The sequence below is a fragment of the Desulfovibrio piger genome (assembly GCF_951793255.1).
GTDB lineage: Bacteria > Desulfobacterota > Desulfovibrionia > Desulfovibrionales > Desulfovibrionaceae > Desulfovibrio.
This window is the reverse complement of the sequence record NZ_OX636706.1, coordinates 561,657-580,229: the sequence shown is the minus strand read 5'-3', so window position 1 is coordinate 580,229 and position 18,573 is coordinate 561,657. Positions and strand designations below refer to the sequence as shown.

Here is an 18,573-nt window from a genome sequence, read left to right as displayed (position 1 = left end):
CAGGCAGCGGACGGCCGGGAGACGGGAGTTTTTGCCATGGAGAAGGATGCCCCTTCAGATGCGGGGACCCGCGCGGACCAGTCCCGCCCCGCCGGGGAGGAGAGCGCCCCGGACGGACAGCTGGACGCCCTGCTGGCGACCCTGGCCGCCGCGAGCTTCGATGCGGAGCGGCAGGACGGGCCCGGCAGCCTGCGCGCCACCTGCGCCTTCCACCGTCGTGACGAGGCCTATGTGCTGCACCGCAAGGCCACGCTCTGGGCGGCGGAGACGCACGAATACGTGCAGGTCCACTGTCTGCCCCGGCTGGACATGGCCGCCTGGGAGCGCATCCGTGACGGGGCCCTGGCCTGGGGGCAGGAGCGCATCCGGCCCCACGACGAGCATATGGCCTCGTATGTGAGCGTCATCATCCTTTGCCGGTCATGGCATCAGGATGCGGCGGCCGCCGTGGAGCGCTGCCGTGTCTGCAAGAGTTTCTGGCTGGGCCTGCGCGGCTGGATGCGTCTGCGCGCGCTGGCCCTCATCCTGCCTTCCGCGCCGTGGCGCGACACCGTCCCCCCCGATGCCGCCTGCGTCTGCAACAAGGCAGCCCGGGCCACCCTGCTGCCGCTGGCGCGCAGGGCGTTCCCGTCCCATTTTCCTCAAGAGCGTGCATCATGAATTCCCTGTATCTGCTCCTTGGCGGCCTGGCCCTGCTGGGGCTTGGCTATTTCGTTTACGGCGCCTGGCTGGAAAAGGTCTGGGGCGTCGATCCCTCCCGGCCCACACCGGCCCATCAGTTCCGCGACGGCGTGGACTACATGCCGTCCAAGGCTCCGGTGGTGCTGGGCCATCATTTTTCGTCCATCGCCGGGGCCGGGCCCATCAACGGCCCCATCCAGGCCGCCGTCTTCGGCTGGCTGCCCTGTTTCATCTGGGTGGTCGTCGGCGGCATCTTCTTCGGCGGCGTGCATGACTTCGGCTCCCTGTTCGCCTCCCTGCGCAACAAGGGCCGCTCCATCGGCGAGGTCATCGCCGGCAGCATCGGCCTGCGGGCCAAGCGCCTGTTCGTCATCTTTTCCTTCCTGACCCTGGTGCTGGTGGTGGGGGCCTTCGCCTCCATCGTGGCGGGCACCTTCAACGGCTTCATGACCGATGCCTCGGGCGCGCTGGTCCACAACCACGTCAACGGCTCCACGGCCACCATCTCCCTGCTGTTCATCGTGCTGGCCGTGATCTTCGGCCTGCTGGTCTACCGTTTCGAGATGCCCCTGGGCAGGGCCACCCTGCTGGGCGTGGCGGGAATCGTGGGCGTCATCGCCCTGGGCCTGCGCTTCCCCCTCTACGCGGGCTACGATACCTGGATGTGGCTGCTGGGCCTGTACATCCTCGTGGCCTCGGTGACGCCCGTCTGGATCCTGCTCCAGCCCCGCGACTACCTCAGCTCCTTCCTGCTCTACGCCATGATGCTGGCCGCCGTGGTGGGCATCGTGGCCGCGCATCCGGTCATCGAGCTGCCCGCCTTCACCTCCTTCGAGGTCAACGGCCAGTATCTCTTCCCGGCCCTGTTCGTGACCGTGGCCTGCGGGGCCATCTCGGGCTTCCATTCGCTGGTGGCCTCGGGCACCACGTCCAAACAGCTGAGCAGCGAGCGTGACGCCCGCCTGGTGGGCTTTGGCTCCATGCTCATCGAAAGCGCGCTGGGCATCGCCTCGCTCATCGCCGTGGGCTATATCTTCACCCAGAACGGCCATGCCTTCACCAGCCAGACGCCCACCCAGGTGCTGGCCGACGGCCTGTCGCAGATGCTGGCCTGTGTGGGCCTGGGCAGCGAGAGCGCCCGCGGCGTCACCTACGGCCTCATCATCCTGGCCGTGTCCACCTTCTGCCTCACCTCGCTGGATACGGCCACCCGTCTGGGGCGCTACATGTTCCAGGAGCTGTGGCTGGCCCCGGGCCAGAGCGTGAAGGACGTGCGCGGCTGGCGGGCCGTGCTGGTCAACAAATATGTGGCCACGCTGGTGACCGTGGGCCTGGGCATGAGCCTGGGCTTTGGCGGTTATGCCAAGATCTGGCCCCTGTTCGGTGCGGCCAACCAGCTGCTGGCCGCGCTGGCCCTGCTGGCCGTGGCCTGCTGGCTCCAGAACCTTGCCCGCCGCAACGGCATGTTCCTGCTGCCCATGCTCTTCATGCTGCTGGTGACGCTCTCCGCCCTGGTGCTGGGCATCGTGGCCCAGGGCCGTGCCCTGCTGGCCGGGACGGGCGGGGCCGTGGCGGCCCTGCAACTGGTCATCGCCGTGCTGCTGCTGGCGTTGTCGCTGGTGCTGGTGCACGAAGGCTGGCAGGCCCTGCGCCGCAAGGGGCGCCCTGCGACGGAAAAGGTCTAGACCGGTCTTTCTCTCAATAGGCTGGCGGGGGCGGAGCTGCCTTTGAAGAGCTGCGCTCCTGCCCCGGTACACGATAAAAAAGGCGGATCCGTGGATCCGCCTTTTCACGTTCTGATGTCTGCCGGTCGTGCCGGGGCCGCCCGGCAGGATGGTGACTCGTGGCATGGTGATGCTTCGGCGTTGCCGCCGTCACGGCGCGGAGGCCATCCTGCGGACGGTCTGCTCCGGCGGCTGCCCGTCCCGGGGATCTAGCCGTTGAAGATGACCGGCTCCTTGCGCTGGGCTTCGGGCAGGTGCCCCTTGGCGTACCCCAGGCTCAGGGCGCTGACGAAGCGGCACTGCTCCGGCACCTTGTAGCGGGCCTTGATCTCCGGACGGTCCATGAAGTCCTGGGCAAAGCCGATCCAGCAGGAGCCGATGCCCTTGGCGTGGGCGGCCAGCATGATGTTGGCCGTGCACAGGGTGCCGTCATACATGTACCAGTGTGAGGTCGTGTCCCCGTAGACGCAGATGACGTTGTTGGCGTCATAGAAGATGTTGTAATTGGGGTTGTCCAGCCATTCCCTGTACTGGGCCAGCCAGGGAAAGTCCGCAAAGTTCTCTTTGAGCCAGGCTTTGATCTCGTCGGAAAGGGCGGCGATCTTTTCCCGTCCCTCCAGGGTCACGAAACCCCAGGGCTGCATGCTGGAGCCGGTGGCGGCCTTGGTGCCGACGGTCAGCAGCTCCAGGATCTCTTTTTTGGGGATGGGCCGGTCCTCATAGGAGCGGCAGGAACGGCGGGTGAGGATGCATTGCAGGGCGTCCATGAAAGACCTCCCGGGTCGGAAAAGGAAGGGAACGTCCGCAGACTGCGCGGACACCCTGCCAGTATAGCGCGGGGGCTCGCAAAGGTCGAGCCGGAGGAGCGTCCGCAGGCGGTGTGTGGCGGTCATCCCCGGAGGCAGGCCGCTCTGGTGCGGGAGGCGCGGCGCAGGAGGATGTTTTCAGCAAAGCCGGAAGAGAAGGGCGGCAGGCTTTTGCATCTGGGGGCGGCGTCCCCGTCCCGGGATGCGAGGAGGCTGCGGCAAGAGGACGGGCTTGCGGAAAGCCGGATGGCGACGGCCGCCCTTCCTGTGTCCGACAGTGATGCGGATGGGGCGCGGGATGCCTGGTCGGATATGGGGCGGGCTCTCCGGCAGGCAGTGGACAGGGCCTGCGCCGGGCGCTGGACATTGCGCCGCGCTTCCCGTACTCAGCGCAGGAAAGGCGCTGCCTGTGGGGCGGCCCCGCCATGCTTCTGATGCATTTTTCCTTCGTGTCCGTTTTTCCGGTGGACAGCGGGCGTTGCCCCGTTCCCCGGCGGCGTGGGGAAGGTCCCGGAAGAGGGCGGGAAGATGCCGCGGCGCCGGAACATCTTACTGGAGACGATATGACACGGACCTTTTTGGCCCTGATCTTCCTGCTTCTGACCGCTGTTGCCTGCCCGGCCGGGCAGCATCCCCTCACCGTGACCCGGACTGCCGACGATTTCTACGCCGCGTTCGACCGGGACATCCTCATCAAGACGAAGTTCTGTTCCGTCCGGGCGTTTCAGGAAAAAGCCCTGCTGCGCTCGGACCTCTTTGGCGAACTGGTGTTCATGGACGGCACGCGTTGCAGCGTGGACACGGTCTATGTCCGCAAGCGTCTGCGGTGGGGGACCCATAAGGTCACCGTCACCCGTGAAGGGGAGGGCATCTACAGCTTGGCGGGCTCCGAGACGCTGCTCTTCGCGTCACGTTGCTCCACGCTGGCCCTGCGGGACGAGGCCGTACTGGAGATGCAGGACAGCCTTTCCGGCATCTTGCATCTGCATGGCGGCACCTGCCGGGTGGAGGGCGTTTTCGAGGCCATCTCGTATTGATGCCGGGCCCCGCTCCGGCCTGGACGATCTCCCGGAAGAGACGACCGGGCCTGCCCGGCTTCCCCTCCCGGCTGCGGGCTTGTCCCGCCGGTGGATGGGGGCTTGAGAAAAAGGAAAAGCCGCCGCAGACAGGTCTGCGACGGCTTTTTTTGTTCTGGTACCCGGAGCCGGGCTTGAACCGGCACAGCCGGTGGCCGAGGGATTTTAAGTCCCTTGTGTCTACCAATTCCACCATCCGGGCGTAGGCTCCTTTTTAGCTGGCAGCTCCCGCGGCGTCAAGGGGCGGGCGTTGCCAGACGGGGGCCGAGCCGCTACACTGCCCGAGGCTCCGCCGTCACAGGGGAGGCCCGGCAGGGGGGCACGTTTTCGTACGACAGTGCTTTGTCCGGGTCGTGCCGCACGCCCGCTCCTGTCGGGGCGGAAGGCAGGGAAAGCTCATCGGGACACGTGCCGGGGCCGTCACGGACTGTCAGGCAGCTGCGAAGGAACAGCCGCGCAAGGATGCCTTGGGGCGCGTCGCCCGCGCGGTATCCCGTTCGCGACAGACCGCCGTGCCGGTGCCGAGGCAAGGCATCCGCTCGGGAGTTCGCTTGGGCTCAGTCCGCTATCGTCCATGGCCGTGGCCGCCCGTGTTCGGGGGCGTGGCCGTGGACGTCGGCATCTGTGAGGCATTCGCCGTGCCGTGGACGGCTTTGAGGATGGATGCCTTTGTGCCCCTGTGTCTCCTGTATCGCGGAGCCGTGGAGGAAAGATATGTCATTCTGGAATACCTGCATCCTGGCCTATTGCCGTCTGGGCATCGCCGGGCTTTCGCCCAAGGCTCCGGGCACGGCCGGTTCGGCTCTGGCCGCCCTGCTGGCGCCGTTGCTTTTTCTGCCCCTGCCGCTCTGGGGCCGTCTGCTTTTTCTGGCCGTGATCGTCGTGACCGGCGGTCTGGCCGCCACCCGGGCCGAGATCCTGCTGGGGCGCACCGACCCCGGGGAAGTGGTCATCGACGAGCTCGTGGGCGTCTGGATCGCCCTGCTGCCCCTGGGCGCGGGCCAGTGGTCGTGGCCCGGTCTGGTCTGGGCCTTTGCCCTGTTCCGCCTGTTCGATATCTGGAAGCCCTGGCCCGTGCACGCCTCGGAAAACTGGCTGCCCGCAGGCTGGGGCATCATGCTGGACGATATCTTGGCCGGTCTTATGGCCATGTGCTGCATGCTGGTGCTGCGGGCCCTGGGCTGGGTCTAGCAAGAGGGGAGAGAACATCCTCGCACGCTGCCGCCGATGCCCGCGGCTGTCTTCGGCGCGACGGGTATCGGTCCGGAGAAACTGCTTTCAGCGGCCGGGCAGCGCGAAAAAAAGCCCCTTCCCTTTGTGCCTTCCTGTCACTCCGCGCGGTTGATGCGGGAGGGTGAGAGGAAAAAGGCAGGCCCGTCTCAGGCCGGATAGGGGGAGGCTGTCCCTGCAAGACAGGAACCACTAGTGGCTAACCGATGATACAGCAGAGAGAGGCGGTTTTATAAAATAAATCAATCTCATCTGTGTAATGGTAATATTTTTTATGCATGTCCTCTGAGAATCGATACGATAGGGAATACTTGCTTTCTTTAAAGAAAGAATCAGTCTTTTCTTTATAAGAAGTTATCTTTTTTTTGAGTTTTTCCTCAGCGTCAGCGAGCGTATTTCCATAGCCGTAGACATATGCCATGAAAATGCACTGGCATCTGCGCTGCGGATTGCTTTTGAAATATATTTCTGCAAGCCTGTCTAAATCGGCATCATATTTTGTTGTCCATTGGGGGCTGCATTTAACTTCTATGGCAAATTTTAATTGATATTCGGTATCAAGAATCGCCATATCGAGACGCTGAGAACTGCAGAAAAACTTGGGGGGACGTCCCCGGGGACGTTCTTTCTGGTCATCCATGATCTGCCGACCAAGATATTCAAGGCGTATGGAATAGTCGAGGGAATACTTTTTTATAGTCTTTATGGTAGCTGTCGCCATGTGATGGACCATAAAGCTTTCGCCAGCACATTCGTGAAGGAGAATACCATCGGACCAGTATTCATATTCTTTGACGGCTGTCGCGGCACCTTGCTGCAGGGCTGACAGAATATAACTTTTTCTCATGTGGTCTCTCCCATATGTTTTCGCCATCCACAGGACGCAACAAAAGCGCACCTCTGTCAGTACAGTCAGGGGTGCGCTGAAAAGGCGGGGCGGGTGCGGGCTACTTCATGCGGTAGGTGATGCGGCCGCGGGTCAGATCGTAGGGAGAGAGCTCCACCTTCACGCGGTCGCCGGGCAGGATGCGGATGTAGAACTTGCGCATCTTGCCGGAAATGTGCGCCAGCACTTCGTGGCCGTTTTCCAGCTCCACACGGAACATGGCATTGGGCAGGGCTTCCTGCACCACGCCGTCAACTTCAATGGAACCTTCTTTAGCCATATTTCCTCCAGAAAAATTCAGATAAGCGGCGAATATCTACACAGAAGAGACAAGGTCTGTCAACGCTTTCGTGCGCTCTTGCCCTTGCGGGGAGCCGTCGCGGGCTCCACGGCGGCCCGTTCCCGCGGCGTGCGGCACAGCAGCCACAGGCCCGCGGCCATGAGCGGCAGGCAGAGCAGCTGGCCCATGGTCAGCCAGCCGAAGGCCAGGTAGCCCAGCTGGGCATCGGGCACGCGCACGAATTCCACGCCAAAGCGGAACACGGCGTAGAGCAGGGCGAAAAGACCGGAGACGGCGCCCGCCTTGCGCGGCCGGGCGGAGAAGATCCAGAGCACCACGAACAGCACCAGCCCTTCCAGCAGGCCTTCATAGAGCTGCGAGGGGTGGCGCGGCCAGGGCCCGCCGGTGGGGAAGACCATGGCCCAGGGCACGTCGCTGACCTTGCCCCAGAGCTCGCCGTTGATGAAGTTGCCCATGCGGCCCCAGAACAGGCCCTGCGGCACCAGCGGCGCGATGAAGTCCGAGACATCGAGGAAGGACTTCTTGCGGGTGCGCGCGAAATACCAGAAGGCGCAGAGCACGCCCAGCAGGCCGCCGTGGAAGGACATGCCGCCGTTCCAGATGCGCAGGATCTCGCCGGGGTCGTCGATGTAGGCGGGCAGATCGTAGAAGAGCACATAGCCCAGGCGCGCGCCCAGGATGACGCCCAGCATGACGAAGGTCAGCAGGTCGTCCACATCCACGGTCTTCCAGCCGGAACCGGGACGGGAGGCCCGCCAGCGGGCCAGGCCCCAGCCCACGAAAAAGGCCAGCAAATACATGAGGCCGTACCAGCGCAGCTGCAGGGAGCCGATGCTGAAGGCCACGGGATCGATGGCAGGGAACTGCATCCGTCTTAGTCCAGGGGCTTGGCGTGGAAGGCGCCGCTGCGGCCGCCGTCCTTGAACAGCAGACGGACGCGGCTGATGACGATATCGCGCTGCACGGCCTTGCACATGTCATAGATGACGGCAGCGGCGGTCTGGGCGGCGATGATGGCTTCCATCTCCACGCCCGTGGGGCCGGTGGTGCGGGTCTCGGCCTCGATGCGCACGCTGGGCGGGGTGTCGCGCACTTCAAAGCGCACGTCCACGAGGTTCAGGTTCAGGGGATGGCAGAGCGGGATCAGTTCCGAGGTGCGCTTGGCGGCCATGATGCCGCCCACCTTGGCGCAGGTCAGCACGTCGCCCTTGGGCAGGGCGCATTCCTTGAGCAGTTTCAGGGTATTGGGCGAAAGCTCCACGATGGCTTCGGCAATGGCCACACGCTGGGTGTCGGGCTTGGCGCCCACGTCCACCATGGTGATGTTGCCGTCCTTGTCCAGATGGGAAAAATTGTCCTGCATGAGGCGTATCCTTGCATTAAGAGTGTGCCTTGCTGTGTAGCGCATGGACAGGCGCAAGGCAAGGCGGCCGGGGCCTGCCGGGCAGGCCGGGAGCGGAAAATGGCGGGCCGGAAATTTTTTTGCAAAAAACACTTGCCAGGCAGGGGCAAATCCGCTACATACATTTCCGCGCCGAAGTGGTGGAATTGGTAGACACGCTAGGTTCAGGGTCTAGTTCTGGCAACGGAGTGGGAGTTCGACTCTCCCCTTCGGCACCAATGGAAAGCAAGGCTGGTAGAAATACCAGCCTTTTCCTGTTTCTGGGGCCGGGCAGTTTTTTGCCGGTCAGGGATGACAGCCGGTGGCAGGCAGCAGCCTTGCCCCGGCTTTTTTTATGCCCCCTGTGTTCCTTGGAAACAGAAGACGGCGTGCTTGCCTGTTGCCGGCAGCATGGAAACAAAAAGACGCGCTCTTCCCGTGGAGGGAAGGGCGCGTCTTCTGTTATGGGCTTTAGCCTGTTGAGCGCCTGACAGGCGCGAAACAAAAAACCACCCGCTATGCGGGTGGAGACAATACGTTATACACACAAAAACACCTTTCCGCTACGATGAAGTTGTTCAAGCCCATCGCAACATTAACGGAAAGGTGTTTTTGTTATGGGAACCAAGGCTCATAGCCTAGCGCATACGAAATGGTTGTGCAAGTATCATATCGTCTTTACTCCAAAATATAGAAGAAAAATAATCTTCGCACAGCTCCGTGAAAGTATAAAAGAAATTCTGCAATGCCTCTGCAAATATAAAGGGGTTGAGATTCTGGAAGGGCATCTGATGCCGGATCATGTCCACATGCTGGTGTCCATTCCTCCTAAAATCAGTGTGGCAAATTTCATGGGCTACCTGAAAGGGAAAAGTTCGTTGATGATATTCGATAAGCACGCAAACCTTAAATATAAGTTTGGCAACAGAAAATTTTGGGCCGAAGGATATTATGTCAGTACGGTGGGGCTTAATGAGGCAACGATCAAAAAATATATCCAGGATCAGGAACGTCACGACATTATGAGAGACAAGCTGACATCACGCGAATATCAAGACCCCTTTAAGGGGTAGCCAAGGCGGCCAGGGCACTGGGCTTGAACAGCGTGAAAGCCAGCGTCTTTAGGCGCAGCCGGTAACAGGCCCTTACAGGGCCAGAGCAAACCACCCGCTTTGCGGGTGGTTCTGATTTTGGCGTACGGAGCGGGAGCGTCACTGTGCACGACGGCTGCAGGCTCCCGGAAGGGCGGGGCTCAAAATTCCAGCTTTTCCAGCCGCAGACAGCGCCCGGCCACCACAAGGAAGGCCTCCCGTGCCTGTGCGGCCAGCAGCTGGTTGGCCAGACCCAGGCCATCGTCGAAAACACGGGCCAGACGTTCCGCCCGTATGCCGCCGAGGCCGGTCTCGCCGGAGACCAGCACCCAGCGGCAGGGGAAGGCCCGCATGGTGTGCAGCAATTCGTCCACTTCTTCCGTGAGGCTGGTCTCGAAGGCCGCCGCATCCTGCGGATCGTCCAGCGCGAACAGGATGTTGCTCATCCAGAGGGTCACGCAGTCCAGCAAGATGGTGGGCACGGGGGCATCCGCGGCCTGTGCGGCCAGCAGGAGCGCCAGCTCCCGGCCCGGATGCCGGGGGCATTCCAGCGTGTGCCAGTGGGCGGGGCGGCGGCTGCGGTGGCGCCGGATGCGTTCGGCCATGGCAGGATCGTTTCCCAGGGGCCGGGCCGTGGCCAGATACCAGACAGGCCCCCGGGCCTTTGCCGAGACCAGGGCCTCGGCCAGCGCGCTCTTGCCGCTGCGGGTCCCGCCCAGGAACAGGGTCAGGTCAATATCTTCCATAGGGCTTCCTCCTTCAGGGGGCGGTCGTCATGTCCTTACGGCAGGCAGCAGACCGCCAGCACGGCGCATTCCGTGGTCTCGATGAGGGCCCCGAAAACGTCGCCCGTGACGCCGCCGATGCGCTTGCGGGCCGCGGACAACAGCCGGAAGGCCACCAGTCCGGCCGCCAGCAGGCCGTAGAGGCCATGCCGTCCCATCACGAGACAGGCCGCAAGGCAGAGCCCGAGGGCCGTATAGGCGTAGCGGGGCTTCATGCCGTCGTGCATCATGGAGCCCAGACCGCCGGGCCGGGCCGAGGGCAGACGCATGCCCACGAAGACCTGGCAGCGGCCCAGCAGACCGGCCAGGCAGCAGGCCCCCAGCGCGTGCAGGGGCGTCGTCCCGGCCAGTGCCGCCAGCGCCGCGACCTTGGTGGAAAGGACGAAGAACAGGGCCAGGGCGCCGAAGCTGCCCAGGCGGGAATCCTTCATGATGGTCAGACGGCGTTCGGGCGAGGTCTCCACCAGCAGGCCGTCGCCGCAGTCGGCGACCCCGTCCAGATGCAGCCCGCCGGTGATGACGGTCCAGACAAGAGCGGCCCCGATGCCGCAGAGCGCGGCGGGCAGGCCCAGCCGGGCCGCCAGCAGCAGGGCCAGAGCGGCCAGAGCGCCCACCAGCAGGCCCACGGCGGGCAGCCAGGCCACCACACCGGAGAGCGTGGGGGGCAGAGGGGCGGAGCCTACGGGGATACGGGTAAAAAAGGCCAGACCGGCGCGGAATGAGGTGATGATGGACATGCGCTATCGCCTTGCTGGAGGTTGAAGGAAAAAAGTCGTCGTCCTCAGATGCAGGCCACTGCCGCCGGCAGCAGGGAAGCCAGCGTCGCGAAGACCAGCAGGGAGCCCCACATAAGGCGCACGGCCTGCCGGATATGCCGGGCCGTGGCCAGCGGGGTGCCGTCGCCCAGCCAGGGATGATCGCGGTACAGGGGGCCGTACCAGGCCGGGCCGCCCAGCCGCAGGCCCAGGGCCCCGGCAAAGGCAGCTTCGCTCCAGGCGGAATTGGGGCTCTCGTGGGCATGGCGGTCGCGCCAGCCCACCCGGCGGCAGGCTCGGGCATCGAGGCCGGGCAGCAGGGCCGCGGCCAGCACGATGCAGGGCAGGGCCAGCCGCGCCGGGCACCAGTTGAGCACGTCGTCCAGGCGGGCGGCGGCTGTGCCGAAACAGCGATAGGTCTCGTTGAGCTTGCCCCACATGGCATCCAGCACGTTGGCGGCACGATGGCAGGCGGCCAGGGCAGCGGCCCCGGGCAGTCCGGCCAGCAGCAGGCCCGCCGCCGCCCAGAACAGGGTGGAAAGGATGCCGTCGGTCAGGTTCTCGCCCACGCTCTCCACGCAGGCCCGGGCCACGCCGTGGGCATCCAGCTGTTGCGGGTCGCGCCCCACCAGCATGGACACGGCCCGGCGGGCCGTCTCCAGATCGTCCTGCTCCAGCGGCAGGGCCACACGGCGGGCGTGTTCGCCCAGGCAGCGGGGCGCCAGACAGAGGGAGACCACGACTACACAGACGATCCAGGCGGCCGCGCCGCCGAGCATCTCTCCGGCAAGCCGGACAGGCAGTGCCGCCAGCAGGCCCACCGGCAGGACCACGGCCAGACAGGCCGCCAGACCGGCCAGTGTCATGCGTGGCCCGTTGGGACCGCGGCGGAAGACTCGTTCCATGATGGCGGCCAGGGCCCCCATGCCGCAGACGGGATGGACACGGGCCGGGGGTTCCCCCAGCAGTCGGTCCAGCAGCAGGGCGGCGGGCAGGAGAAGGAAGGCGGCCAGTGCGCTCATCGCCATGCTCCTGATGTCCCCGTGGCCGCTGCCGGCGAGATAAGGGAGAGCGTCGCCAGCGCAGCAGCGGCGCGGGAAGGGCTACAGCCGGACAGCGGCTGCTTCCGGGGCTGGGGGCGGAAAGAGATGCCGTTTTCCCCGTGCCGGAGGGCAGGGACAAGATAAAACGTGGGCCGGGAAGGCTGGGGGGCAGTGCTGCGCATGTGGGTTCCTTGCGTTTTTCCGGCCTTGGCCGGGCCGCCAGTCTGCGAAAAATCGGCTGCCTGCGCAAGGGGAGGGCAGGTGCCATCCGTTCTTGTCCGCCTCCATCCCGCGCTTCCAGCGTATCTCCCGAAAAGGCGGCACCCGCCGGATGACCAGATCCCGTCATGGCACATGGCCGGACGCCCCCTGTGCCTGCTTGCGGGGCTGTTCCGCGGACGGCAGCCATCTCGTCCGCTGTCCGCAGGGCGGCGAGTTTTGCGTATCCTTTGCCTGCAGGAGGGGCAACAGTCTCCGGGAGCCTGTGAGTGCTGCCTTTTATCATCCCGATTTTGTTTGTTAAAATAAAAAAATGGGAAAAATCGAAAAAAAAGCTTGCCAGCGGGGGGGCGAATCCTGTAGACAGATTTTCGCGCCGAAGTGGTGGAATTGGTAGACACGCTAGGTTCAGGGTCTAGTTCTGGCAACGGAGTGGGAGTTCGACTCTCCCCTTCGGCACCAATGGAAAGCAAGGCTGGTAGAAATACCAGCCTTTTCCTGTTTCTGGGGCCGGGCAGTTTTTGTGCCGGTCAGGGATGACAGCCGGTGGCAGGCAGCAGCCTTGCCCCGGCTGTTTTCGTATGCCGGGCCGTCCGACGGCGCTGCTATCCCGTATCCGAATCGTTGCAGGACAAAAAAGGAACGCGCCTCATCCCAAAAGGAAGAGGCGCATTTTTGTTCATCAAAAATTCCTTTGTGGTTTGAAACCTCCCCCTTCAGGGAGGGGCAATCCGCACGACCCCTATCCGTCGGCTGCGGAGTCAGTCGGCGGACGGGGCGACTGTGGATTGAAACATTGTGCAAAGCAAGGACGGAGCTGCCGGGATGGCCCCCGCAGGGCCGTGCCCGTTCGTCGCAGCGCGATGGGAACAGGCCCCGGGGCCGCAGGCTCCTTTGTCATCAGGGCGTATCCGCCCTCCTAACGCAAGCCGGCCAGCCAGGGCAGGAAGGCGGGCTGGGACGGACGGCGGGGGGCCTGCCAGCCGGAATCGCGGCGGCTGTCGGAGAAATAGAGGCGCTCCTGCAGCAGGCGCGGGCCCATGTTGCCGGGCTCCATCTGCACCATGAGCTGGAAGGGGATGCCGGCATTGGGGCGCATGGCCATGATCTTCTGTACCAGTTCCAGCTGCGAGCCGAAGCGCTCGTCATGCAGCAGCCACTGGCTGGCGCCGGGCATGTCCGTGGTGCGCTGGCCTTCGGGCAGCGGCGTGATGACGGGCAGCAGCAGGAACTGGTCGAAAGTCCGGCAGGCCACGGACTGACGGGCCAGGGCGGTCATCAGGCCGGAGGGCGCGGCCACGCGGGTCTCTTCCTGACCATGGGGACGGCCCAGGGCATCCAGCCCCCGGATGCGGACCACCAGCTCTTCCTGCCTGTCCGCCGGGGGCAGCAGGGGATCGAGCTGCGTCTGCCAGGCCGGGGCGTCAGCGGGGCGGGCGGGCAGCTTTTCCAGATAGAGCGCCCGCCAGAACAGGGGGGCGAAGGCATCGGGCAGCACCACCAGCCGGCGGATGTCACGTCCCTGGGCGGCCAGGGAGGCCTGCATCTGCTGCGTGTGCCAGATCTGGCATCCCAGGGCCAGGGCCGGGTAGAGGAGGATGCTCCAGAACAGGGCCAGCCGGACGCCGGGCTTGCCGTCCGAGACGGTGAGCGAGGCCGTATCCTGGAAGGGGAAGGGGATGGCCCCCTGGGCCTGGGCACGCTTCTTCTCCTGCCGCAGGCCGTGCCAGATGCCCCAGAGCAGGGGCAGGGTCATGAGCAGGTCGATGATATAGACGGCATTGAGGCGCAGGCGCTCCCCGGAGAAGGGCAGCCAGACCAGCGTGCCGTAGGTGGTCAGGGCATCGAGCCAGATATGCAGCAGGACCATGAGCATCATGAAGGCCCAGACCCCGCCGAACGACCAGACGTTGCGGGTATCGTAGCGCCAGAGGGGCCGGGCCAGGATGGCCAGCAGCAGGCCCATGAGCGGTGCCGCCGCCAGGGCGTGGGTGATGCCGCGGTGCAGCAGCAGGGTCTGCAGGGGGCCGCTGGCGGCCAGGATGTCCAGATCGGGCGAGGCAGCCGCGAAGGCTGCCAGGGGCAGGGCCCAGCGGGTGGCGGGGCGCTGCGGCATGGCCAGCATGGCAAGGGCGCCGCTGGCGGCATGGGTGACAGGATCCATGATGTTCCTCTACTGACGGAAGGGGCTGCGCTGCCGGGGGACGGCCCGGTAGGCGGGATCTTCGGGCGAGATGTCCCGGCCCATGTGGCGCATGTACATGTTGAACTGGCTGCGCTGCATGGACTGCATGACGTCCGGCCGGTTGAAATAATACAGCATGGTCTGGGTGCTGTTGTTGCCGGTCATGGGCTGGCGCATGCTGTCCGCACCGCTGACGCCGGCCGGCACGGTGTCGGGCTCCGAGGTCCCGGTGCCGATATCCTTGGGGCCGCAGGCGGCCAGCAGGGCCGCCAGGACGCAGATGACCAACAGGAAAAGGGGCGAATGTCTCATATTCCACCTCGGCCCGACTATACGGACTGGCGGCGTGGCTGGCAACCGCACAGGGGGCTGGCCTTTACCGTAAAATAGTGTAGAGTGCAAAAAAATATTATTGGTAATTACGTATGCAACAATTTCTTATCTCGGCCCTGTGTTTATGCCTGTGCCTTGCCGCCACATCTGCCGCTGCGTCAGGCAGGGACCTGCGCGTCGGCCTCAGCGATGAGTATCCGCCGCTGTCGTATATCGACGAGGACGGGCAGCGGCGGGGATTCGAATACGAGCTGGCGGATTCCCTGTACCGACGTCTGGGGCGCACCTGCGTCTGGACGTTCACCACGCAGGCGGACCTGGTGCAGGGCCTCAGGAACGGCAGTTTTGACCTGATCTTCGCCCAGCGCCTGGAGCCGAAGCAGGAAGGGCTGCTCTACAGTACCCCGTACTACCACTCCCGGGCCATGTGCATCGGGCGTCCCGGCGGGCGCGGTCCGGAAGAGGCGGGGACCCGCATCGGTGTCTATCAGGGCTCCGTGCTGGTGCAGCGGGCCCGGGGCTTCTGGCCGGAGGCCGACATCGTCACCGGCAGTGTGCAGGAGCTCATCAGGCGCCTGCGGCAGGGCAGCATCGATGTGCTGTTCATCAATGATCTGGCCGGTTATGCCTTTTTGCTGACGGACGAAGGGCTGGAATTCGACCGCCTGGATGTCCCTTTCGATGCCGAAACCAGAGCCACGGGGAGCTGTGTGGCGGTCAGGGCCGGGCGCCCCGAACTGCTGGATGCCGTGAACAGGGCGCTGAAGGCCCTGCTTTACAGCGGGGAGCGCCACAACCTCAGCCGCAGTTATTTCCAGTATATCATCTACTGACACCGGGCGGCGGTACGCTGCCGGATCTCCATGATATCTTTCCCGGAGGGGAGTTTTCCAAAGTTTTGCCATGATCGGCTTTATCCGCAACAAACCTTTGCCGGCCCGCCGCTACCTGGTCCTGCTGGTGCTGCCCTCGTGCCTGATGCTCCTGCTGACGGTGGCTGTGCTCTGGCCCTGTCTTGCCAACTTCCGCACCACTGTGAAGACCTTGCGGGACGTCCGGCTGCCCGCGATCCTGGAAGCCCAGCGCACCCGGACCAACCTGAGCATGCTGCGCAAGCATCTGGTCATCATCTATCTGGCCGAGGCCCCTCTGGAACGGCGGCGGGCCCGTCTGCATGCCCAGGCCCTGCTGGCCGGCATGGCCCATGATCCCTCGCCCGTGGCTCCTGAAGTCCTGGCGCTGGGGCCGCGCATCCGGCAGCTCTATGTGAGCCGCATGGAGGCGGACAAGGGCCTTTCCCGGCTCCATCGCCACGAGATGGAGATGATGCTCGCCCTCAACAGTCTGGAACAGGTCACGGGGCGCAAGATGGCCGGGGAGGTGATCTTTTCCCATACCGGCCGGGACGGCACGCGTCATGGCCGGATGGCCTTTGAAAAGATGCAGCGCCTGCTGGCTCCGGTAGAGCAGATGTGCGCAGGATCGGAAGAGTTTCGGGACATCTGCGACCAGTTCGGGAAGCACAAGCGCGCTCTGGGCGAGACCTGGCGGGAAAAACTCGCTATCGACGCCCAGGCCCGCGCCCTCTGGCGGCCTTTGGAAGACGAGCTGCTGCGTCTGGTCAATGTGGTCTCCTCGTGCGAAGTGCAGCGCTCCCTGGAAAATACGGAGTCCCTTTCCGAAGCCGCGGACTACATCGTCTGGAGCATCTTCCTCTTCACGCTGGGGTTGCTGGCCTTTTTGCTTGTCCTGCTCCTGCTGCTGCGGCGCGACCTGCTGCGGCCGCTGGTGCGCATCGCGGGGAACCTCTCCCGCCTGCGTGACGGCATGCAGCCGGAGCCCATCCCCGCTGTCCGCATCACCGAATTGCAGGAGGTCGTGGACATCGTGCCCGACATCGGCGGCTACCTGGGCTCCCTCAGGGAACGCAGCTGCCGTCTGGAAGAGGAGAAGGACGCCTACGCCCGCATGAGCCTCATGGACAGCCTGACGGGCATCCCCAACCGGCGCGCCCTGGACATGCGGCTGGCGGATCTGGCGGAGCTGCGGCAGGCGGCCAGCCTCATCATGCTGGATGTGGACCTGTTCAAGATCTACAACGATACGCTGGGACATCAGGAAGGAGACGCCTGCCTGCACCGGGTGGCCCAGGCCATGCGCGACGGCCTGCGCGGCGGCGACTGCGAGATCTTCCGCTACGGCGGGGAGGAGTTCGCCGTGGTCCTGGACGAGGTGTCGCCGGAGCATGCCCTGCATGTGGCCGAGCGCCTGCGCCAGACCGTGGAGCAGCTGGGCATCCCCCATCCCGGCAGTCCCGCCGGGCATGTGACCCTCAGTCTGGGCGTGGCCGCCGTCGAGGTGCTGACGCCCGAGACCCTGCCCCGGCTCCTGGAGACCGCCGACAGCGCCCTGCTCAGCGCCAAGGAACACGGCCGCAACGGGGTCCACCTTGCCGGGGAGCTCGTGAAAAAGTCCGCTTGCCTTGCGGCGGGCGACAGGCTATAGCTCAGTTTTCCATCCCATCAGGAGATAATGCATGCGCCCTGCTTCTTGCGGCATCACCCCCGAAGGCTGGCCCACCATCGGCATCACGGCCCTGACGGCCCTTGTTTTCGCCTGCCTCGGCTGGCCGGTCCCCGCTGTCCTGGCTCTGGCCCTGTGCTGGTTCGCCTTCCACTTTTTCCGTGACCCCGAACGTGTGGTGCCCACCGCGCCCGGCCTGGCCGTCAGCCCCGCCGATGGCCGCGTCATCCGCATCGAGCGCAAGCCCGATCCCCTGACCGGTGACGAACGCACCTGCATCAGCATCTTCATGAACGTGTTCAGCGTGCATGTGAACCGCTCGCCCGTGACCGGCGTGGTGGAGCAGATCCGCTACTGGCCGGGCAAGTTCGTCAACGCCGCCTACGACAAGGCCGCCACCGACAACGAACGCTGCGGCTACCTGCTGCGCGGCGAAGACGGCGCCGCCTGGACCATGGTGCAGATCGCCGGGCTCATCGCCCGCCGCATCGTCTGCCGTATGTCCGAAGGCGATGCCCTGGAGCGCGGCCAGCGCTACGGCATGATCCGCTTCGGTTCGCGTGTTGACCTTTACCTGCCCGAAGGCTATGTTCCCTCTGTGAACATCGGCGAGCAGGTCTTTGCAGGCCAGAGCACGCTTGCCACCAGAAACTGATTTCGAGTCGAGTGGAGTATGGTTGTGGACACCCAGCCGCAAGAAAAAAAACTGCCCGTACACAAGAGCATCTACCTCCTGCCCAACCTCATCACGTCGTTGAGCATGTTCATGGGCTTTTTGTCCATGGTCTGGGCTGTGCAGTCCCGTTTTGAAGAAGCGGGTCTGGCCATCGTGCTGTCCGCTCTGCTGGACGGCATGGACGGCAAGGTGGCTCGCCTGACCCATACGGCCAGCGAATTCGGTGTCCAGTATGACTCCCTGGCCGACCTCATCGCCTTCGGTCTTGCTCCGGCCTTCCTGCTCTGGCAGTGGCAGCTGGAGAGCCTGGGCCGCTTCGGCGTGGTGGTGGCCTTCCTCTTTGCCGCCTGCGGCGCCCTGCGTCTGGCCCGCTTCAACATCAGCACGGCCGTGACCGGCAAACGCTTCTTCATCGGCCTGCCCATCCCCGCCGCGGGCTGTACGGTGGTGGCGTTCCTGTATTTCGCCGGTATCCTGCCGGAGTTCTTCCTGCCCGCCCTGCCCTATGTCAGCATCGTCATCGCGCTGGGCCTGGGCGTGCTCATGGTGAGCCGCGTGCGCTACTTCTCCTTCAAGGAGTATGATTTTCTGCGTGCCCATCCGGTGCGCTATCTGCTGGCCGTCATGGTCATCTTTGGGCTTGTCTACGCCCAGCCGCGCCTGTTCGGCTTCCTGCTCTGCGCCGTCTACATCTGTGGCGGCCTCTACTACTCTTTTGTCATTCTGCCCCGTCGTAACCGTCAGCTACTACGCGCCCTGAATCTGCAGGACGAGGAGAAAGCTGCGTAACGGTTTGTCGCCCCGCGGGGGCGGATCGAGAACCTTCTGATCGCCGCCGGCAGGGCGGCCGTTATGCAGTAGCATAACAAACAAGCACC

The 18,573-nt window shown here is 64.5% G+C and carries 19 protein-coding genes and 3 tRNA genes; 11 read left to right on the top strand and 11 right to left on the bottom strand.

Features of this window, described 5'->3' with window-relative positions:
* Window positions 1–36 precede the first annotated feature (36 nt).
* Both Q4I12_RS02930 and Q4I12_RS02925 read left to right on the top strand, forming a co-directional pair.
* Window positions 37–660: a DUF8052 family protein gene (locus Q4I12_RS02930; RefSeq protein WP_297160179.1), complete on the top strand. Its 624-nt coding sequence runs from the start codon at window positions 37–39 to the stop codon at window positions 658–660.
* Complete coding sequence (locus tag Q4I12_RS02925) at window positions 657–2,366, top strand: carbon starvation CstA family protein (RefSeq protein ID WP_297137451.1); 1,710 nt, start codon at window positions 657–659, stop codon at window positions 2,364–2,366. The genes Q4I12_RS02930 and Q4I12_RS02925 overlap by 4 nt, the downstream gene beginning before the upstream one ends.
* A 248-nt stretch (window positions 2,367–2,614) precedes the next feature.
* Here Q4I12_RS02925 and Q4I12_RS02920 read toward each other — a convergent pair whose 3' ends face one another.
* Entirely contained in the window at window positions 2,615–3,172 is a 558-nt protein-coding gene (locus Q4I12_RS02920; protein WP_302260492.1) for a nitroreductase family protein, read from the bottom strand.
* Between the two features lie 602 nt (window positions 3,173–3,774).
* Between Q4I12_RS02920 and Q4I12_RS02915 the strand changes: the two genes are divergently transcribed.
* Window positions 3,775–4,248 carry a hypothetical protein gene (locus Q4I12_RS02915; RefSeq protein ID WP_297137457.1) on the top strand — a complete coding sequence of 158 codons (474 nt, stop codon included), beginning with the start codon at window positions 3,775–3,777 and terminating at the stop codon, window positions 4,246–4,248.
* Between the two features lie 155 nt (window positions 4,249–4,403).
* Here Q4I12_RS02915 and Q4I12_RS02910 read toward each other — a convergent pair.
* Window positions 4,404–4,489, bottom strand: a tRNA-Leu gene (locus Q4I12_RS02910).
* 512 nt (window positions 4,490–5,001) lie between these two features.
* Between Q4I12_RS02910 and Q4I12_RS02905 the strand changes: the two genes are divergently transcribed.
* Window positions 5,002–5,478 (top strand): phosphatidylglycerophosphatase A family protein, encoded by a 477-nt coding sequence (locus Q4I12_RS02905; protein WP_168935851.1) that lies wholly within the window; start codon window positions 5,002–5,004, stop codon window positions 5,476–5,478.
* A 238-nt stretch (window positions 5,479–5,716) separates the two neighbouring features.
* Here Q4I12_RS02905 and Q4I12_RS02900 read toward each other — a convergent pair whose 3' ends face one another.
* The 4 genes from Q4I12_RS02900 to moaC form a co-directional block, all read right to left on the bottom strand.
* Window positions 5,717–6,364 (bottom strand): hypothetical protein, encoded by a 648-nt coding sequence (locus Q4I12_RS02900; protein WP_302260489.1) that lies wholly within the window; start codon window positions 6,362–6,364, stop codon window positions 5,717–5,719.
* A gap of 100 nt (window positions 6,365–6,464) precedes the next feature.
* Entirely contained in the window at window positions 6,465–6,683 is a 219-nt protein-coding gene (infA, locus tag Q4I12_RS02895) for a translation initiation factor IF-1 (RefSeq protein ID WP_006008898.1), read from the bottom strand.
* 59 nt (window positions 6,684–6,742) lie between these two features.
* Window positions 6,743–7,573 (bottom strand): prolipoprotein diacylglyceryl transferase, encoded by an 831-nt coding sequence (lgt, locus tag Q4I12_RS02890; RefSeq protein WP_302260486.1) that lies wholly within the window; start codon window positions 7,571–7,573, stop codon window positions 6,743–6,745.
* A gap of 5 nt (window positions 7,574–7,578) precedes the next feature.
* A complete protein-coding gene (gene moaC, locus Q4I12_RS02885) occupies window positions 7,579–8,067 on the bottom strand; it encodes a cyclic pyranopterin monophosphate synthase MoaC (protein WP_168935853.1) in 489 nt (162 codons plus the stop codon).
* 170 nt (window positions 8,068–8,237) lie between these two features.
* Here moaC and Q4I12_RS02880 point away from each other — a divergent pair.
* Together Q4I12_RS02880 and tnpA are read left to right on the top strand one after the other, a co-directional pair.
* Window positions 8,238–8,324: transfer RNA gene (locus Q4I12_RS02880), tRNA-Leu, on the top strand.
* 378 nt (window positions 8,325–8,702) lie between these two features.
* On the top strand, window positions 8,703–9,158 hold the full coding sequence (gene tnpA / locus Q4I12_RS02875) for an IS200/IS605 family transposase (protein ID WP_072333439.1): 456 nt from the start codon (window positions 8,703–8,705) through the stop codon (window positions 9,156–9,158).
* A gap of 179 nt (window positions 9,159–9,337) precedes the next feature.
* Here the strand turns inward: tnpA and Q4I12_RS02870 are convergent, their stop codons facing one another.
* Genes Q4I12_RS02870 through cbiB form a run of 3 tightly spaced genes read right to left on the bottom strand, consistent with a single transcriptional unit; the run spans window position 9,338 to window position 11,738 of the window.
* Window positions 9,338–9,922, bottom strand: coding sequence for a bifunctional adenosylcobinamide kinase/adenosylcobinamide-phosphate guanylyltransferase (locus Q4I12_RS02870; RefSeq protein ID WP_302260483.1), 585 nt, complete (start codon window positions 9,920–9,922; stop codon window positions 9,338–9,340).
* A 35-nt stretch (window positions 9,923–9,957) separates the two neighbouring features.
* Window positions 9,958–10,698 carry an adenosylcobinamide-GDP ribazoletransferase gene (gene cobS / locus Q4I12_RS02865; protein WP_302260481.1) on the bottom strand — a complete coding sequence of 247 codons (741 nt, stop codon included), beginning with the start codon at window positions 10,696–10,698 and terminating at the stop codon, window positions 9,958–9,960.
* A 44-nt stretch (window positions 10,699–10,742) separates the two neighbouring features.
* On the bottom strand, window positions 10,743–11,738 hold the full coding sequence (cbiB, locus tag Q4I12_RS02860) for an adenosylcobinamide-phosphate synthase CbiB (RefSeq protein ID WP_302260480.1): 996 nt from the start codon (window positions 11,736–11,738) through the stop codon (window positions 10,743–10,745).
* A gap of 615 nt (window positions 11,739–12,353) precedes the next feature.
* Between cbiB and Q4I12_RS02855 the strand changes: the two genes are divergently transcribed.
* Window positions 12,354–12,440, top strand: a tRNA-Leu gene (locus tag Q4I12_RS02855).
* 457 nt (window positions 12,441–12,897) lie between these two features.
* Here Q4I12_RS02855 and Q4I12_RS02850 read toward each other — a convergent pair.
* Both Q4I12_RS02850 and Q4I12_RS02845 read right to left on the bottom strand, forming a co-directional pair.
* The gene (locus Q4I12_RS02850; RefSeq protein ID WP_302260478.1) at window positions 12,898–14,142 is read right to left on the bottom strand and encodes a metal-dependent hydrolase; all 1,245 of its coding nucleotides are present in this window, start codon (window positions 14,140–14,142) and stop codon (window positions 12,898–12,900) included.
* A gap of 9 nt (window positions 14,143–14,151) precedes the next feature.
* Window positions 14,152–14,475, bottom strand: a complete 324-nt coding sequence (locus tag Q4I12_RS02845) for a chemotaxis protein (RefSeq protein ID WP_204626353.1) — start codon at window positions 14,473–14,475, stop codon at window positions 14,152–14,154.
* A gap of 113 nt (window positions 14,476–14,588) precedes the next feature.
* Here Q4I12_RS02845 and Q4I12_RS02840 point away from each other — a divergent pair, with 113 nt between their 5' ends.
* The 4 genes from Q4I12_RS02840 to pssA all read left to right on the top strand — a co-directional run bounded on the left by Q4I12_RS02840 (window position 14,589) and on the right by pssA (window position 18,484).
* Window positions 14,589–15,329 carry a substrate-binding periplasmic protein gene (locus Q4I12_RS02840; RefSeq protein WP_302260475.1) on the top strand — a complete coding sequence of 247 codons (741 nt, stop codon included), beginning with the start codon at window positions 14,589–14,591 and terminating at the stop codon, window positions 15,327–15,329.
* Window positions 15,330–15,399: 70 nt separating this feature from the next.
* Window positions 15,400–17,001, top strand: a complete 1,602-nt coding sequence (locus Q4I12_RS02835) for a GGDEF domain-containing protein (protein WP_302260473.1) — start codon at window positions 15,400–15,402, stop codon at window positions 16,999–17,001.
* 31 nt (window positions 17,002–17,032) lie between these two features.
* Window positions 17,033–17,674 carry a phosphatidylserine decarboxylase family protein gene (locus Q4I12_RS02830; protein WP_297137812.1) on the top strand — a complete coding sequence of 214 codons (642 nt, stop codon included), beginning with the start codon at window positions 17,033–17,035 and terminating at the stop codon, window positions 17,672–17,674.
* Between the two features lie 18 nt (window positions 17,675–17,692).
* Window positions 17,693–18,484 (top strand): CDP-diacylglycerol--serine O-phosphatidyltransferase, encoded by a 792-nt coding sequence (pssA, locus tag Q4I12_RS02825; RefSeq protein ID WP_168935862.1) that lies wholly within the window; start codon window positions 17,693–17,695, stop codon window positions 18,482–18,484.
* Window positions 18,485–18,573 lie beyond the last annotated feature (89 nt).